The sequence below is a fragment of the Mycobacteroides chelonae CCUG 47445 genome (genome assembly GCF_001632805.1).
Taxonomy (GTDB): Bacteria; Actinomycetota; Actinomycetes; order Mycobacteriales; family Mycobacteriaceae; genus Mycobacterium; species Mycobacterium chelonae.
In genome coordinates, this window is record NZ_CP007220.1 from 571149 (window position 1) to 588209 (window position 17061).

At 64.0% G+C, this 17061-nt stretch carries 14 protein-coding genes; 11 read left to right on the top strand and 3 right to left on the bottom strand.

Annotated features, from left to right (window positions below):
* Positions 1-13 precede the first annotated feature (13 nt).
* The 5 genes from BB28_RS02895 to BB28_RS02915 are packed head-to-tail and all read left to right on the top strand — an operon-like array spanning position 14 to position 4773.
* Positions 14-1075 (top strand): acyl-CoA dehydrogenase family protein, encoded by a 1062-nt coding sequence (locus tag BB28_RS02895; protein ID WP_046252453.1) that lies wholly within the window; start codon positions 14-16, stop codon positions 1073-1075.
* A gap of 9 nt (positions 1076-1084) precedes the next feature.
* Positions 1085-2248 carry an acyl-CoA dehydrogenase FadE29 gene (fadE29, locus tag BB28_RS02900; protein ID WP_030095739.1) on the top strand — a complete coding sequence of 388 codons (1164 nt, stop codon included), beginning with the start codon at positions 1085-1087 and terminating at the stop codon, positions 2246-2248.
* A 28-nt stretch (positions 2249-2276) separates the two neighbouring features.
* Positions 2277-3227: a bifunctional MaoC family dehydratase N-terminal/OB-fold nucleic acid binding domain-containing protein gene (locus BB28_RS02905; protein WP_046255480.1), complete on the top strand. Its 951-nt coding sequence runs from the start codon at positions 2277-2279 to the stop codon at positions 3225-3227.
* Positions 3197-3616: a MaoC family dehydratase gene (locus BB28_RS02910; protein ID WP_046252454.1), complete on the top strand. Its 420-nt coding sequence runs from the start codon at positions 3197-3199 to the stop codon at positions 3614-3616. Before BB28_RS02905 ends, BB28_RS02910 begins: the two co-directional genes overlap by 31 nt.
* Before the next feature lie 2 nt (positions 3617-3618).
* Complete coding sequence (locus tag BB28_RS02915; RefSeq protein WP_191985260.1) at positions 3619-4773, top strand: lipid-transfer protein; 1155 nt, start codon at positions 3619-3621, stop codon at positions 4771-4773.
* Positions 4774-4778: 5 nt separating this feature from the next.
* On the opposite strand, the gene BB28_RS02920 is transcribed toward BB28_RS02915, so the two are convergent.
* Positions 4779-5465 carry an Rv3717 family N-acetylmuramoyl-L-alanine amidase gene (locus tag BB28_RS02920; protein ID WP_030095735.1) on the bottom strand — a complete coding sequence of 229 codons (687 nt, stop codon included), beginning with the start codon at positions 5463-5465 and terminating at the stop codon, positions 4779-4781.
* A gap of 221 nt (positions 5466-5686) precedes the next feature.
* Between BB28_RS02920 and BB28_RS02925 the strand changes: the two genes are divergently transcribed.
* The gene (locus BB28_RS02925; RefSeq protein ID WP_046252456.1) at positions 5687-6445 is read left to right on the top strand and encodes a hypothetical protein; all 759 of its coding nucleotides are present in this window, start codon (positions 5687-5689) and stop codon (positions 6443-6445) included.
* Positions 6446-6454: 9 nt separating this feature from the next.
* Here BB28_RS02925 and BB28_RS02930 read toward each other — a convergent pair whose 3' ends face one another.
* The gene (locus BB28_RS02930) at positions 6455-7312 is read right to left on the bottom strand and encodes a MaoC/PaaZ C-terminal domain-containing protein (protein ID WP_046252457.1); all 858 of its coding nucleotides are present in this window, start codon (positions 7310-7312) and stop codon (positions 6455-6457) included.
* A gap of 9 nt (positions 7313-7321) precedes the next feature.
* Entirely contained in the window at positions 7322-9010 is a 1689-nt protein-coding gene (gene kstD, locus BB28_RS02935) for a 3-oxosteroid 1-dehydrogenase (RefSeq protein ID WP_046255481.1), read from the bottom strand.
* 88 nt (positions 9011-9098) lie between these two features.
* Between kstD and BB28_RS02940 the strand changes: the two genes are divergently transcribed.
* From BB28_RS02940 to BB28_RS25230, 5 genes are all read left to right on the top strand, one after another.
* Entirely contained in the window at positions 9099-10739 is a 1641-nt protein-coding gene (locus BB28_RS02940) for an FAD-binding protein (RefSeq protein WP_046252458.1), read from the top strand.
* Positions 10732-11517, top strand: coding sequence for a 2-keto-4-pentenoate hydratase (locus BB28_RS02945; protein WP_030095730.1), 786 nt, complete (start codon positions 10732-10734; stop codon positions 11515-11517). Before BB28_RS02940 ends, BB28_RS02945 begins: the two co-directional genes overlap by 8 nt.
* 6 nt (positions 11518-11523) lie before the next feature.
* Entirely contained in the window at positions 11524-12432 is a 909-nt protein-coding gene (locus BB28_RS02950; protein WP_046252459.1) for an acetaldehyde dehydrogenase (acetylating), read from the top strand.
* Between the two features lies 1 nt (position 12433).
* The gene (dmpG, locus tag BB28_RS02955) at positions 12434-13513 is read left to right on the top strand and encodes a 4-hydroxy-2-oxovalerate aldolase (protein ID WP_096498857.1); all 1080 of its coding nucleotides are present in this window, start codon (positions 12434-12436) and stop codon (positions 13511-13513) included.
* A 383-nt stretch (positions 13514-13896) separates the two neighbouring features.
* Positions 13897-17022: a MinD/ParA family ATP-binding protein gene (locus BB28_RS25230; protein WP_046252460.1), complete on the top strand. Its 3126-nt coding sequence runs from the start codon at positions 13897-13899 to the stop codon at positions 17020-17022.
* The last annotated feature ends 39 nt before the right edge of the window (positions 17023-17061 follow it).

Consider the following 17061-nt stretch of genomic DNA (forward strand, 5'->3'; position numbering starts at 1 on the left):
GGATACGCACGCTATGGATTTCGCTTTCGCGGAGGAGCAGCAGGCTGTCTCCGACGTGGTCGAAGCGGTGCTTGCCGATCGGGAGTTCATCGGTGTGGTGCCCGAGGTCGGATATGACGACGGATTGTGGCAGTCGCTGGCTGCCAACGGAGTCCTGAGTCTCGCGCTGCCCGAACGGCTGGGCGGCGATGGACTGGGCCTGGCTGAAGTGTCGGTGGCGTTGCGGGTGCTTGGAAAGCACGGCGCATTGACGCCGGCGCTGGCGACGCTCGGATTCGGCGTGGTTCCCCTGGTGGAGCTGGCCTCTGTTGAGCAACAGGACAGATTCCTCGACGGCGTCGGCTCCGGCACGATCCTTACTGCGGCCCTCGATGAGCCAGGGGCTGCGCTACCTTCGTCGCCCTCGGTTTCCGCCGTGCGCGACGGTTCCTCGTTGGTGTTGAACGGCCGCAAGATCGGCGTTCTACATGCGGCCGAGGCAAATTGGATACTTGTCACCACCGACAACGGCGTCGTTGTGGTGGCACCCAACACCCCGGGAGTGACGATCGCCCGGACACCGACGGCCAGTAAGGCCGCCGAATACGCGGTGACCTTCGCCGATGCATCGGTACCCGATTCGGATGTGTTAGGCGGGTCCGTTGAGCGTGTGAACCAGCTTGCCTTGGCGGCCATCGGTTCCTACGCGGACGGATTGGTCTCGGGCGCCCTGCGCCTGACCGCCGATCACGTGTCGAACCGGGTTCAGTTCGGCAAGCCACTGGCTACCTTCCAAGCGGTTTCGCAACAACTGGCAGATGTGTATGTGGTCTCGCGCACGCTGAATCTCGGTATCACGTCTGCGGTGTGGCGTCTGGCCGCCGGGCTTGACGCGACGGAGGATCTGGATGTCGTGGCGTTCTGGATGGCTGCGGAAGCGCAGCGAGTCATGCAGATCTGTCATCACCTACACGGTGGTCTGGGCGTCGACATTACCTACCCGATGAACCGCTACTACTCGACCATCAAGGACCTGAGTCGTCTGGTGGGTGGGTCCTCCGAGCGCCTTGACGTTCTCGCTGCGGCGCAGGTTTAGGAGTCAGGGATGCTGATAGATCTCACGCCGGAACAGGCGAAGTTGCAAAGCGATCTGCGACAGTACTTTTCGAATCTGGTGACTGCCGATGAGACGCGCGAGATGATGGTCGACCGCCACGGCTCGTCCTATGAGGCGGTGGTGCGGCGGATGGGCCAGGATGGCTGGCTCGGTGTCGGTTGGCCCAAGGAGTACGGCGGGCACGGATTCGGCCCGCTGGAGCAGCAGATCTTCATGAACGAGGTCATGCGGGCCGACGTGCCGATGCCGTTGGTGACGCTACAAACTGTCGGTCCGACCCTGCAGAAGTACGGGACCGAAGTGCAGAAGAAGAAGTTTCTGCCCGGAATCCTCGCGGGTGAAATACATTTCGCCATCGGATACACCGAGCCGGAAGCCGGGACGGACTTGGCGTCGTTGCGTACCACCGCGGTACGCGATGGCGATCACTACATCGTCAACGGGCAAAAGATCTTCACCACCGGTGCCCACCAGGCCCAGTACATCTGGTTGGCCTGCAGGACAGACTCGGATGCGCCGAAACATAAGGGAATCTCGATTCTCATCGTCGATACCAAGGATCCGGGCTACTCGTGGACGCCGATCATCACCAATGACGGTGCGCACCACACCAATGCCACCTACTACTCGGATGTGCGGGTTCCGGTGGACATGCTGGTGGGTGAAGAGAACTTGGGATGGAAGCTCATTACCACTCAGCTGAACCACGAGCGGGTTTCACTCGGCCCGTCCGGCCGGATCGCGGGTATGTACGACCGCGTCTACGAGTGGGCCGCCAAGCCGGGGCACGACGGTGTGGCGCCGCTGGCGCATGAGGATGTGCGCCGGGTTCTGGGCGAGATGAAGGCTGTGTGGCGTCTCAACGAGCTGCTCAACTGGCAGGTGGCCTCGTCGGGCGATGACATCAGCATGGCCGATGCTGCCGCAACGAAGATCCTTGCCACCGAATGGATTCAGAAGCTCGGCCGGTTGAGTGAGGGTGTCGTGGGGCGCTACGGAGATCCCGCCGACGCTAACACTGCCGAGACCCTTGAATGGCTGGATGCTCAGACCAAGCGCCACCTGGTGATCACGTTCGGTGGCGGTGTGAACGAGGTTATGCGCGAGATGGTCGCGACGGCTGGTCTGGGTACTCCCAGGGTGCCGCGGTGATGAAGGCGTGCGCGAAGAACGGACAATCATGAGCGTCGTGGATATTCAGGACGGCTTCGCCGAGATCAAGGCCGCCGGCCCCAGCGCCCCCCGTCTGGCGCGGGATCCGGTGAACCAGGCCATGATCAACAACTGGGTTGAGGCAATGGGGGACCGCAACCCGATCTACGTCGACGAGGCCGCCGCCAAGGCCGCCGGGCATCCCGGTGTCGTCGCGCCGCCCGCGATGGCGCAGGTGTGGACCATGGCCGGGTTGTACGGCGAGCGCTCGGGAGACGACCCGCTGGGCCGGGTGATGGAGCTGCTCGATTCGGCGGGTTACCAGTCGGTGGTCGCCACCAACTACGAGCAGATCTATCACCGCTATCTGCAGCTGGGCGAGCAGGTCACCACCACCAATGAGGTGACCGAGGTCTTCGGGCCGAAGCAGACCGCGCTCGGCGAGAGCTGGTTCATCAACATCCACGCCGAATGGCATGTGGGCGATGAGCTCGTCAATGAAATGAACTGGCGCATCATGAAGTTCCGGCCGCGCGCTAAGAAGTCGGCCGATGTGCCGGATGGTCTCGATCCTTCGAAGCTGATGCGCCCGTCCTGGTCGAGGGATAGCGCGTACTTCTGGGAGGGTGTCGCGGCCCATGAACTGCGGTTGCAGAAGCGGCCCGATGGGTCGTTGCAGCATCCGCCCGTTCCCGCTGTGTGGCAGGACAAAGACGCTCCGATCGAGTACCAGGTGTCCAGTGGGCATGGCACGGTGTTCAGCTACGTGGTGCATCACGCCCCTCAGGTGCCTGGTCGCACACTGCCTTTCGTGATCGCGCTGGTGGAGCTTGAAGAGGGTGTTCGGATGCTGGGCGAGCTTCGAGGGGTGTCGCCCGACGATGTTCAGATCGGGTTGCCGGTTCAGGTGACATATCTGGACTTCCCCGCCGAGGGGGAGAGCCCGGCATGGACTCTGTATGCCTGGGAGGCAAAGTGACCACCGTTGGCGAGAAGCTGCCCGAGCTGAAACTTGAGGGCACTCCGACGTTCATCGTGTCGACCGCGCTGGCCACGCGTGACTTCCAGGACGTGCATCATGACCGTGACCTGGCGCAGGCGAAGGGGTCCAAGGACATCTTCATCAACATCCTGTCCGACACCGGTCTGGTCGAGCGATTCGTCACCGACTGGGCCGGACCTTCGGCGCGGGTGAAATCGATTTCGTTGCGTTTGGGTGTGCCGTGGTACGCCTACGACACCACGGTGTTCTCCGGCGAGGTGACCGCCATCGATGACGGCGTCGTGGAAGTGGATGTGGTGGGCAACAACAGCCTGGGTGCGCATGTCACCGCCAAGGTCAAGCTGACGATCGGAGCGAGCGCGTGAGCTTGTCGGGTAAGGCTGCTATTGCCGGTATCGGTGCCACCGACTTCTCGAAGAAGTCGGGCCGGTCCGAGCTGAGGTTGGCGGCCGAGGCGGTGCTCGATGCGTTAACCGATGCCGGCTTGTCTCCCGGGGAAGTCGACGGCTTGGTGACCTTCACCATGGACTCGAACCTGGAGACCGCGGTCGCGCGTTCGACAGGCATCGGCGAGCTGAAGTTCTTCAGCCAGATCGGTTATGGCGGAGGGGCGGCCGCGGCGACGGTGCAGCAGGCCGCATTGGCGGTCGCCGCCGGTGTCGCAGAAGTGGTCGTCGCATACCGGGCCTTTAATGAGCGCTCAGAGTTCAGATTCGGTCAGGTGATGACGGGACTGAGTTCGACCGCCGACTCACGAGGCGTTGAGTACAGCTGGTCCTACCCGCACGGGCTAAGTACGCCGGCCGCCTCGGTGGCGATGATCGCTCGCCGGTACATGCACGAATACGGTGCCACGAGCGCCGATTTCGGTGCGGTGTCGGTGGCCGACCGTAAGCATGCGGCCACCAATCCGAAGGCATTCTTCTATGGCAAGCCGATCACCATTGAGGACCACCAGAATTCGCGGATGATCGCCGATCCGGTGCGACTGCTGGACTGTTGCCAAGAGAGCGATGGTGGGGTGGCGATCGTCGTGACGACACCCGAGAGGGCCAAGGATCTCAAGAACCGGCCGGTGGTCATCGAGGCGGCCGCGCAGGGGTCTGGAGACGACCAGTTCACCATGTACTCGTACTACCGGGACGAGTTGGGATTACCCGAGATGGGACTCGTCGGTCGGCAGCTCTGGGATCAGTCCGGCTTGACGCCCAACGACATTCAGACCGCGATCCTGTATGACCACTTCACGCCATACACCTTGTTGCAGCTCGAAGAACTCGGCTTCTGCGGCAAGGGTGAGGCCAAGGACTTCATTGCCAACGGCGCCATCGAGCTGGGCGGAAAGCTGCCTATCAACACGCACGGTGGTCAGCTCGGCGAGGCATACATCCACGGTATGAACGGTATCGCCGAGGGCGTGCGTCAGCTGCGAGGAACCTCGGTGAACCAGGTGCCGAATGTCGAGCACGTGCTCGTCACAGCGGGCACCGGTGTGCCGACATCCGGCCTCATCCTGGGGTAGCCGGCTCAGCTCAGAAACCTGGCGATGCCTTGCGCGATAGCGGCCGCCAGACGCGCTTGGCCGTCTGCGCTGGACAGCATCGCAGCGTCGTCGCTGTTCTTCATGTTTCCGCACTCGATGAGGATCGCCGGGTACTGGGCCAGGTTCAGTCCGGCCAGGTCGGAGCGTCCATACAGACCATCGTTTCCGCGGTAGGTCGACGGCTGGAATCCCGAGGCCTTGAGCTGATCGCGCATGGTGCTGGCCAAGCGCAACGACGGACCCCCTTGCGCTTCATTGATCGGTGGGTTCGAGTAGTTGACGTGGAATCCCCGGCCGTCCCGGGGGCCACCATCGGCGTGAATGCTGACGATGGCGTTGGGCCTGAAGGAGTTTCCGGTGGCAGCGCGCTCGTCGATGCACGGCCCGAGCGCGTTGTCATTGCCACGAGACAATGCGGTGCGAACACCGGCCACGGTGAGGGCCTGCCGGATGTGCAACACCACATTCCAGTTGAAGGTATGTTCTGGAAAACCTGAATCGGTTGCGGTGCCGCTGGTCTGGCAGTCCTTGGTGCGTCCCCGGCCGTCACTGACCTGCCGGGTGATCGAGCGGTCGTTGGCGCCGTTGTGCCCGGGGTCGAGGAAGACGATCTTTCCCGCGATGGGAGATTCCGCGTGGGCCAGGGCCGTGGTGGACAGTACGGCCGGCATGCTGAGTAGGACGGGCACGCTCGAGGCGTACTTGAGGACGTCGCGTCGTGAGAGGCAGCGGGACCGCTTGGCGGGACCGCACGGGGTGGTCTGCACGCCGGAAAGGTAGGCCCCGAACCTGAGATTTGAGAACCCGACATGTGGCTCGGTTGAACTGTGACCGAGACGAGACCGTACCGAAGTCACAGCTTTCTGACAGAAACCGCGGCGATGCTTGCCCGGTGACTCAATCAAAGGGCGCCACTGCGGCAGGCACATTGACCCGCCTGCGCAAGGATGTCGTCGAGACCTTCCGGCCGCCGCGTCGGTGGCTTGAGGGATTGGGTCTGAACCTCGGCCTGGCAATCGCCTATCTGATCATCTGGCAGCCGATTGCCCAACATGGGCGCAAACGCGACTGGGCGCTGCTGATCGGCCTGTACTTCGCGATGTTCATCTTCGCCGATGTGTCGGTGACCAACATGCTGGGTCTGGATGCCGATCGAGTCAGGCACGTGCTGCGGGGACATCGATCGCTTCTGTACGTCTTGTTGGTCAAGAACATCGCACTGTTTCTTGTCGCCGGGCTGCCGACGCTCATCCTGACGGCCTTCTTGACCATCCACCGGCAGCAGGCGACCCAAACCGCGATCACCGTGCCCGATGTGGGCGTACACATCGTCAGCTGGCTAGGGCTGGGCAATCTGGTCTCGGTGCTGCTGCCGATGGTGACGCGCCCGCTGCGCGAGCGTTGGCGGCAGCGTGGGAATCTGCCGGCCACGGCGCGATGGCTCTTCTATCTAGCTCTGCCGTACGGCGTCTACTACCTCGTTGCGCCGGTTGGAGGTATCCCTCGAGCCATCTTCGGGCGCAACGTTTTCCACTCCATGCCGCTCACCGAACGATCCCTACTGGAACTCGGCTTGGGCGTCGCCGTCTGGAGCATCGGCACCGCGCTGGCCCTGGGGGTGTATCGCTACCGCGGAATACGTTGGTACTAGCCCGTCGGGCTAGGTGTAGGTGAGCTCGACGTCGGCGAGTGCGGCGGCATCCTCGCGTTCGGCCACGACAGCCGAGATCAGCAGCTTGCCGTCTTCCTTCCAGATGCGGGTCTTGAGGGTCTCGCCCGGGAAGACCACACCCGCGAACTTCGCCGCATACGACGTCACCCGCGAGGCATCCCCGTCGAGTGCGGCGTCCACCGCGGCCTTGCACACCACGCCGTAGCTGCACAGCCCGTGCAGGATCGGACGGGGGAATCCGGCCGCCGCTGCGAAGGCAGGGTCGGAATGCAGCGGGTTGCGGTCACCGCAGAGCCGGTACAGCAGCGCCTGCTGCGGCAGGATGTGTGTCGAGACCTCAATGTCGGGCGTGCGGTCGGGAGTGCCGTCTGCGGCGGAGGGCCCTCTCTCGCCACCGAAGCCACCCTCGCCACGTGCGAAGATCGACCGGCGGATCGTCCAGAGCGGTCCCTGGTCATCGGAAGTCGTTGTCTCCGTGACGATAACGGCTGCCTTGCCCTTGTCCCAGATTTCTACGACCTTGCCCTCGGAACGGGCCGAACCCGCGGGCGGTAAGGGACGGTGCGCAGTCACCTGCTCGGTACCGTGCAGGATCTTGGCCAGGTCGATCTCGATACCCGGGAATGACACCTTGGGTGGCTCCACAGCGTGGAAGCCCGAGGCCACGGTCGCGAATGTCGGCAGCACCTGCGGCGTCTTGTCCTGCAGGTAGCGCAGTTCGGTCTCGCTCACCGGATCGGCGCCCGCGCCGATGGCCAGGTGATACAGCTGCACATCGGATGCGGTCCACGAGAATTCTGCGGGCTCGACAGCAGCGCCCAGAGCGATATCGACGTTGATAGGCATGAGCTGACCCTACTTCCCGGCGATATCGAGCGCCGCGAGGTAGCCCCATGTCATGGCTGGACCAATGGTAGCGCCGGGGCCGGCGTAGGTGTGACCCATCACCGGGGTACTGACATTGCCTGCGGCGTAAAGGCCTTCGATGATGCTGTTGTCATCGCGCAGCACCCGGCCCTGTACGTCGGTGCGCACGCCACCCTTGGTGCCCAGATCGCCGGGCACCATCTTGGCCGCGTAGAAGGGCCCCTTCTTGAGTTCACCCAGATTTGGGTTCGGCTTGTTCGTCGGGTCACCGTAATAGCGGTCGTAGGCGCTCTTACCGCGGCCGAAGTCCTCGTCGGTACCGTTGCGGGCGAAGCCGTTGAACCGGTCGACGGTCGCCGTGAACTCCTCGACGGGCAGGTTGGCCTTCGCCGCGAGCTCTTCGATGCTGTCGGCCTTGACGATCACGCCGGACTCGATCCACTTGCTCGGAATCTTCTGTCCCGGCTGCAATCCGGCGAAGATGTACCGGTTGCGGTACTCCTGATCGAAGACCAGCCATGCGGGCAGGTTCTCGCCGGGCCCCGCGCCCTGGCCGTACTCGCCGCCGTACATGCGGTGGGTGGCCTCCACATAGGGCAGCGACTCGTTCATGAACCGCTTACCGGAAGCGTTGACGATGATCGATCCGGGAGAGTTGCGCTCGGACAGCGCGAACCAGGGCCTGCCCACCAGCGGAACCGTTGGGCCCCACCATGAGTCCTCCATGAACTCCAGCGCGGCGCCGAGCTTTTCTGCTGCCAGGATGCCGTCGCCGGTATTGGCCTTGGCGCCGACCGTCCACTCGGTGGTGATGGGGGCGCGCTGGTATTTCACACGCATTTGCTCGTTGTGCTCGAATCCGCCGGAGGCCAAGATGACGCCCTTGCGCGCCCTGATGACCGTCGGCTCGGAAGCCTCCGAAGAACCGCTCTCACGCACATAGACGCCCTTGACCGTGCCGTTCTCGAGGTAGAGATCGGTCAAAGCGGTGTTGAGCTTGACCGGAACGCCGGCGTCGCGCAGACCGATGCGCAACGCGGCCGAAAGGGCGCGTCCCATGCCGACGAGTTTCTTGCCTGTGCCCTGCGCCCAGAAGGTGCGCACGCCCACGCGCAGGCTGCGCAGCACGCCACGGGGATGACGCTTGAGCTGGTTCAGCCGCACGTAATCCTGCTGGCGTACGACGACATTCAACGGGACCTTGCCGTAGGGAGGCTCCAGGTTGGGCAGCTCGTCGCCAAGCTTCTTGGCATCGAAAGGCTTGGGTTCCACTGAGCGGCCGGTCGAACGTCCGCCGGGAGCCTCGGGGTAGTAGTCGGAGTAGTTGGGCACCCAGTCGAGCTTGAGTGGAGAGTTGGCCAATACGAACGAGAGCATCTCCGGGCCGCGATCGAGGTAGGTGTCGATCTTCTCGCGGGGGACGACGTCGCCGATGATGGCGTAGAGGTACTCGCGGGCCGCCTCTGGGGTGTCGCTCTGGCGGGCCTTCTTGAGCACCTCGTTGTTGGGGATCCAGACGCCGCCACCGGACCGCGCGGTCGATCCGCCGAAGTGGGGGGCCTTCTCGATCAGTACGGTGCTCAGCCCGTTGTGTGCCGCGGTGAGCGCCGCAACCATGCCGGCGCCACCACTCCCGACGACGACGACGTCGTACTCCTGCTCAGTCATGTAGAACACGTTATAGAATTGAGGCGGCCCGGCGCTACCGGCGCTGGCCTGAGGTTTCACCGTCTCGACACTTTGATGTTGCGGTGAAAACAGAAACTTGTTGCTGTTTTGGCTATATGACGATGAGGGAGGCCCAGTGCCGGGTCGATCGGACGTGCGATCAGCCGATGTCGTCATCGTCGGGTACGGGGTGGCTGGGGCGGCCGCCGCGCTGGCCGCCCTGGAGCGTGGCGCATCCGTGACGATCCTTGAGCGGTTCGACGGCGGCGGGGCTTCGGCCATTTCAGGGGGTATTTACTACGCCGGGGGCGGCACCAATATTCAGCGTGACGCGGGCGTCGAGGACACTCCGGAGCTGATGTTGGCATACCTGCAGCTTGAGGTCGGAGACGCGGTGAAGCCCGAGACGCTGCAGAAGTTCGTCGACGGCAGCGCGGACACTCTGGATTGGCTCCAAGGTTACGGAGTGCCGTTCGAAGGTTCGCTGGCTCCGTTCAAGACTTCGTACCCCACCAACGACTACTACCTCTACTTTTCCGGCAGCGAATCCTCCGGGATGGCACGAGCCGTCACCCCGCCCCGCCAACGCGGACATCGGGCCTTTGGCCGGGGTGTATCCGGTAAGGCGTTGTTCGCGCCGTTGGCGGCCTCCGCGGAGCGTTTGGGCGCCGATGTCTGGCGGCAGACCCGGGCCACCGGCCTGATCGTCGAGGACGGTCGTGTCGTGGGGGTGCGGGGCGTGACGCTGAAGGACGCGCCGGGCTGGGTGCGGCGGGCGTACTCGTTGTTCACGCGGTATGCGACTAAGCCGGGCATCTACTACCCGCCGATGCGAAAGGCGTTGGAGGGACCGGCGTACGCGCTGGAGCGCCGGTTCGCCAAGCCCTTCGAGATCCGGGCGAATGACGGGGTGATCCTGTCTTCGGGTGGGTTCATCGCGAATCGCGAACTCATCGAGCGTCATGCCCCCGCCTATCGGGACGGGTTGCAGCTCGGCACCGCCGGTGACGACGGGGCTGCATTGACGCTCGCGGAGCCGTTGAATGCGGCCACCGGGCATCTCGACGAGATATCCGCATGGCGTTTCATCGTGCCGCCCGCGGCCTTCCTCGGCTCGCTATTGGTCGATGCCAAGGGGCAGAGGATGATTGACGAGTCCCGATATGGCGCCGCGTTGGGTAAGGAGATCGTGCGCACGGCCGGAGGGGTGGGCTATCTGGTGGCCGACAAGGCGCTGGTGAAGCGGGCCCGTCGGCAGTTGGGCTCGCAGACCCTGTGGTTTCAGCGGGTCCAGGCCGAGGCGTTTCTCAATGTGGGGCGCAGGAAGGCCGGATCCATCGAAGAACTGGCTGCCAAGGCGGGCATCGATCCGGAAGGATTGGCGCGCACCGTGTCCGAACATAATCGGGCCATTGCCGAGGGCACCCCTGACCCCCTCGGCAAGCCGGACGATATTCGGGTTCCCGTCGTCGAAGGGCCGTTCTACCTGTTCAACGTGTCCATCAAGACCAACATGCTCAATCCGTGTCCCATGCTGACTCTTGGCGGGCTGGTGGTGGACGAGGAGACTGGTGCCGTGCAGACCACATCGGGCGCGGCGATCCCTGGGCTCTATGCCGCCGGGCGTGCGGCGGTGGGTATCTGCTCCAATTCGTATGTGAGCGGATTGTCCCTGGCCGACTGCGTCTTCTCCGGACGGCGGGCCGGGACTGAGACTGGGAGACACATAGATGCTTAGTTCCGAAGTTCGTGAGGCCATCGCCGCCGATTTGGCAGCGGCCGAGCGCACCCGGGTGGCCATCGCGCCGCCCACCGACACGTACCCGGATTTCGGTGTGGTCGACGCCTATGAGATCCAGCTGATGAACATTCGCTCCCGCCTAGCGGACGGAGCCAAGGTCGTCGGGCACAAGGTGGGCCTATCGTCCGAGGCGATGCAGAAGATGATGGGTGTCCACGAGCCGGACTACGGACACCTGTTGGCCGATATGGAGCTGTTCGAGGATGTCGCGGCCTCCGCGTCCAAGTTCTTGTTCCCACGGGTCGAGGTGGAGGTCGGATTCATCCTGGCAGCCGACCTGCCGGGTGAGGACTGCACCGAGGATGACGTGCTGGCGGCGACCGCGGCGTACGTGCCGTCTATCGAGGTGGTAGACAGCCGGATCACCAACTGGCAGATCAAGATTTGTGACACTATCGCCGATAACGCATCCTCGGCTGGTTTTGTCATTGGTAAGCAACGTGTTTCGCCGAAGGACATCGACATCAAGTCGATCGATGCGGTGCTGACATGCAACGGCGAGAAGTTGGCTGAGGGCAGAAGCGATGCGGTACTGGGCAACCCAGTGACATCGGTGGCGTGGCTGGCGCGCAAGGTGGCTTCGTTCGGGGTGCGTCTGCGTGCCGGCGACGTGGTGCTGCCGGGTTCGTGCACGCGGGCGTTCGATGCGCATCCGGGGGACGAATTTTTGGCTGAGTTCGCCGGACTTGGTTCGGTCCGACTGGCTTTCGAGTAGAGGAGAATTGTGAGCAAGGCATCTGTAGCGATCGTCGGTTCGGGAAACATCAGTACCGACCTGCTGTACAAATTGCAGCGGTCTGAGTGGCTGGAACCGCGGTGGATGATCGGCATCGACCCCGAGTCTGAAGGCCTCAAGCGTGCCCGCGGCTTCGGGCTGGAAACCTCGCATGAGGGCGTGGACTGGCTGCTGGCGCAGGATGAGAAGCCCGACTTGGTATTCGAGGCGACATCCGCGTACGTGCACAAGGCCGCCGCGCCGCGCTACGAGGAAGCGGGCATCCGGGCGATCGACCTGACCCCGGCCGCGGTCGGGCCGGCCGTGGTACCACCCGCGAATCTGCGTGCGCACCTAGATGCCCCGAACGTCAACATGATCACCTGCGGCGGCCAGGCAACGATTCCCATCGTGTACGCGGTCTCCCGCGTGGTGGAGGTGCCGTACGCGGAGATCGTCGCGTCGGTCGCGTCGGTTTCGGCGGGGCCGGGTACGCGTGCCAACATCGACGAATTCACCAAGACCACATCCAAGGGTGTGGAAGTGATCGGCGGTGCCAAGCGCGGCAAGGCGATCATCATCCTCAACCCGGCCGACCCGCCGATGATCATGCGGGACACCATTTTCTGCGCCATCCCGGAGGATGCGGATCGCGATGCGATCGCCGCATCGATTCACGACGTGGTGAGCCAGGTACAGCAATATGTGCCCGGATACCGGCTACTCAACGAGCCTCAGTTCGACGAGCCGTCGGTGGTCAACGGAGGTAACCACGTCGTCACCACATTCGTCGAGGTCGAGGGCGCGGGAGACTTCCTGCCGCCGTATGCCGGAAACCTGGACATCATGACCGCGGCCGCGACCAAGGTCGGCGAGGAAATCGCCAAAGAACTTCTATCAGCGAAGGTTTCGTAACATGGGTTCGGACACCAGCACTCAGCTCTTGGGCACCGATGGCGTCTTCTTCGACGCCGCGTGGGATGTGCGGATCACCGACACGTCGTTGCGTGACGGCTCGCACCACAAGCGGCACCAGTTCACCGCCGATGAGGTGCGCGCGATCGTGGCCGCCCTCGACGGTGCTGGTGTGCCGGTCATCGAGGTGACCCACGGTGACGGTCTTGGTGGATCGTCGTTCAACTACGGGTTCTCTAAAACCCCTGAGCAGGAATTGATCAAGCTCGCCGCGGAGACCGCGACGAACGCCAAGATCGCCTTCTTGATGCTGCCGGGCGTGGGCACCAAGGAAGACATCATCGAGGCGCAGGGCAACGGCGGCTCCATCTGCCGCATAGCCACTCACTGCACCGAGGCTGACGTGTCGCTTCAGCACTTCGGGCTGGCGCGTGAGCGCGGGTTGGAAACCGTTGGCTTTCTGATGATGTCGCACACCATCTCACCGGAGAAGCTGGCCAAGCAGGCCCGGATCATGGCGGACGCCGGATGTCAGTGCGTGTACGTAGTCGACTCTGCGGGCGCGTTGGTGCTCGACGGTGTCGCCGACCGGGTGGCCGCTGTCGTGGCAGAGCTCGGCAACGATGCGCAGGTCGGTTTTCACGGGCACGAGAACCTTGGACTCGGTGTCGCCAACTCCATCGAGGCGGTGCGTGCCGGGGCCAAGCAGATCGACGGCAGTACAAGGCGATTCGGTGCTGGCGCCGGTAATGCTCCGGTGGAGGCGCTGATCGGTGTCTTCGACAAGATCGGCGTCAAGACGGGCATCGACTTCTTCGATATCGCGGATGCCGCCGAAGAGGTGGTCGCACCTGCTATGCCGGCCGAGTGCCTGCTGGATCGCAATGCGCTGATCATGGGTTACAGCGGTGTGTACTCCAGCTTCCTCAAGCACGCCATCCGGCAGGGCGAGCGTTACGGGGTGCCCGCACACCAGCTGCTGCACCGGGCCGGTGAGCGAAAGCTCATTGGTGGGCAGGAGGACCAGCTCATCGATATCGCATTGGAGATCCAGCGCGAGAACGCCGAAAAGAAGTCGTAGTCGGAGCTCTCCACCGTCACTCTGCCGCGGTCGTGATCGCGCCGCCGTGCGCATGGGGGCGCGGGGGTGTCGATCAGGTGTTTGGCGCACCCCGGCAGCGGGAACTCATGTCATATGGCGTCCGCAGGCGCTCGTGGCGGCTTAGCCAGCGTGCGCTGGTTGCTCGCGAGGCTCACGTGCAGGCCCTGCTCAGTGGTTACCGCCGGGGCGGAGCCGACGCAGGATCGCACCGAACGCTGCGAGGACATCGCCATCTCGCTTAAGCTGCTGGTTGAGTGCGGGGGTTTATTTGGTTGGGTAACCAGTCTTGGTACCCGTGCGCTAGCAACTGAGTACGATCGAACTCTACGAGCATTTGGCGATTGAGGAAGGGGAGGGGGACGTTGCCCAAGCAGGATCGTGGTGCACCGGCCCGTCCTCCGTGGCTGCCCGAAGAAGACGAACAACGTGGGTTTCTCCGTTCGTTGAGGCGCAAGAAGCGCAACGCGGACGATCCCGAGTCGAACGAGGACTCGTTAACCCACGAGACCGGGCACTCCTTCACTCCCCAGACTCCGGCGCAGAAACCGATCACCGATTCCGTCCTGCCGCCAGTTGAGAAGCATGCTGCCGTCGCGCCTCGCGAAGAAAAGGCCAACGGGACGACGCCGGTGCCCGACGTGTCGAAGTACTACACGCCGCCCCGCGCGTCCGAACCGCCCGAGCAGCGGCCGCTGACGACCGCGCAGGAGCCGCCGGCCACCGAGTCGAACGAGATCGTCCCGAAGTCCGTACCGGGGGAGCCTCGGATCATCACGAGTCCTATTCCGGAGATGAAGCCGGACCCGCGGCCAATATCGCAGGTCGAGCAACCGCAGGTGCCTGCGTCCGATGAGTCCCCGGCAATCCCGGCACCGGAGCCTGTCACTCCCGAAGCCGCCCCGGATGTGGAGGCGGTCGCCCCGGCCGCGATCGAAGCGCCCGGAGACGTTGCAGATTCACCGGAACCCGCGCCGGTGGCCGAACCGCCAGCGGAGTCGAGCTCACCCGTACCTACCGCTGATCAGCGCCTCGAGGAGTCCGCAGGCACGGACCCGTTCTCGCGTTTCAGCTTGCTCGAAGCACAACTGCGCCAGATGAGCCTCGACGAAAGCATCACCGACGCTGAACTCGAGCGTCATCGGCGCCACGCGATGCCAGAATCCGAGGCCATGCCCGGCCCGGAGGCCCGCGGTGCACTCAGTTTCACGCCGCCAGAGGCGCTCGATGAGGCCCCCGAGGTCGTTGAGGACATAGCGGAGCCCGCGCAGCCGGCTCCAGACGCGCAATCCGCGGGGCCGTCGTCCGCTCCTGCGCTCGGGTTCACGCCTCCTGAGGCGATCAACCAGTCGTTTTCCGGGACGGAGGAGCCGGAGCCTACCGCCGTACCGGACGCCGCGCCCGAGCCGGAACCGCCCACAGCGCGTACCGCCGACTCGCTGCCAGAAGCGCCCGAGCCCGATGCACCCGTCGTCGAGGCCGTGGCCCCGGAGGCGGCGGTGGAGGAGGAGGAGCCCACCCCGGTGTCCGAACACCCCGCGGAACCGGAAGAGCCGGGGCCGGAAGCACCGGGGTCGGCAGATACGCCCGAAATCGATGACGTCGATTCGAGAGCGGCGGCACTGCTGCAGCGCATCGAAGCCAAACGTGCCGAGCTCGATGAGGAATTGGCCGCGCACGATGCGGCCGATTCGGACGTGTCGGTGCCCGAGCCTGAACCCGCGCCGTTTGTACCGATGATTGCGCCGTGGGCCTCGGTGCCCGAAGTCGCCGGGAACGAGAACACCGAGCTCGGCATCGGTGCCGAAGAAGCCGTGGAAACGGAAACAGCGGAAACGGCGGCTCCCGAACTCGAGGGATTTGCGCCTCTGGTCGACGAGGACATCGTCATCGACCTGCCGGCAGCGGTGTTCGAGGAGACGTCCGCTGACCCCGCTATTGAGGACGTGGTGGGGCCGGAGCCCGAACTCTCGGATGATTCGAACGCTTCCGTCGAGCAGGCGCCGGATCCACTGCCTGGCGGCGAAATCGTTGACACCGCCATTGAATCGACGGATGACGCGCCGGTGACGGCCGAGAATTCTTTCGAAGATTCTGCGGTAGAGGGTGATTCGCGTCTCGAAGCGAACCGTGGCGATACCCATTCGCCGTGGGAGGCCCCGTCGGCTACCCCGGTGGCTCCGGTTGCGGAACCACCAGCGCAACCCGCCTACTACGTGCCGCCGCCTGCCCCGCAACATGCCGGTCCGCCGCAGCCGGGACCCGAGCATCAGCCTGCGGCTCAGGCACCCCCTGGGTGGAACCCGCGTCAGCCATACCCGGGGCAGTGGCCGCAGGGCACTCCGCAGGCTCCAGAATCATTTGGCGGACAGCAGTTTTCGCAGCAACCGCCCCCGCAGCCCACCAGTGTTGAGGGTCAATGGCAATGGGTGCCGCAGCAGCCGCAGGCGCCTCAACCCCCTGTGCCACAAGAGCTACCTCCGGGTTACGTGCCACCGCCGCAGGGAGCGGCACCTCCCGCCAACTACCGTGGGCCACAGGGTTACCGGATGCCGCCCTCGCTGGACGAGGCTGAGGTCATCAACCGTGGTCGTTACGCGCCGCGATCCGGCTGGCGCAAGGCGGTGCACAGGTCCACTGGAGGCCGGGTCAATCCAGGCGATTCACGCAAGGACCGTGAACAGGACCAGCTGCTCGCAAGTATTCGGCAGCCGATCCTCGGCGATTACCGCATCGCGGTGCTCTCCATTAAGGGTGGTGTCGGAAAGACAACCACCACACTGGGATTGGGTTCGGCATTCGCGACAATCCGTACCGATCGGATCATTGCTGTCGACGCCAACCCCGACCGTGGCACCTTGGCCGAGCGAGTGCGCGACCATTCGACGCAGTCCACCGTCCGTGACCTTCTCAACGATCGGAACATCAGAAGTTACGCTGATGTGCGAAACCACACGCGGATGGCGACAAGTCGTCTGGAAGTGCTTGCCAGTGAGCAGGATCCGGCGGTATCGGAGGCTTTCGGTGAGGTCGACTACCGCAATACGATCGACATCCTGCAGCGGTACTACAACATCATTCTGACCGACTGCGGTACGGGAATCATGCATTCGGCAATGGCGGGCGTGCTCGACCTTGCTCACACCATCGTGTTGGTGAGCTCACCGGCCATGGATTCCGCGCGTAGTGCCTCGGCCACTCTCGATTGGCTTATGCAGCATGGGCATTCGGCGCTGGTGCGTGAAGCCCATGTCGTCTTGAGTGCTTCGCGTCCTGGATCTGCCGGGATCAAGCTGGACAAGGTCTATGAGCATTTTCAGGCGCGTTGCCGTTCCATTCACATGATCCCGTTCGATCCCCACCTCGCCGAGGGTGCCGACGTCGACTTCAATCTGCTCAATGCGGATACCAATGCCGCGTACTTGAAGCTGGCCGGCGCGATCTCCGAGAGTTTCCCGCGGCTTCGTATGCGCGGCGACGAGCAGCGATAAGACGAAAGAGGCAGGACAGCAAGATGGTTGACGCTAGAG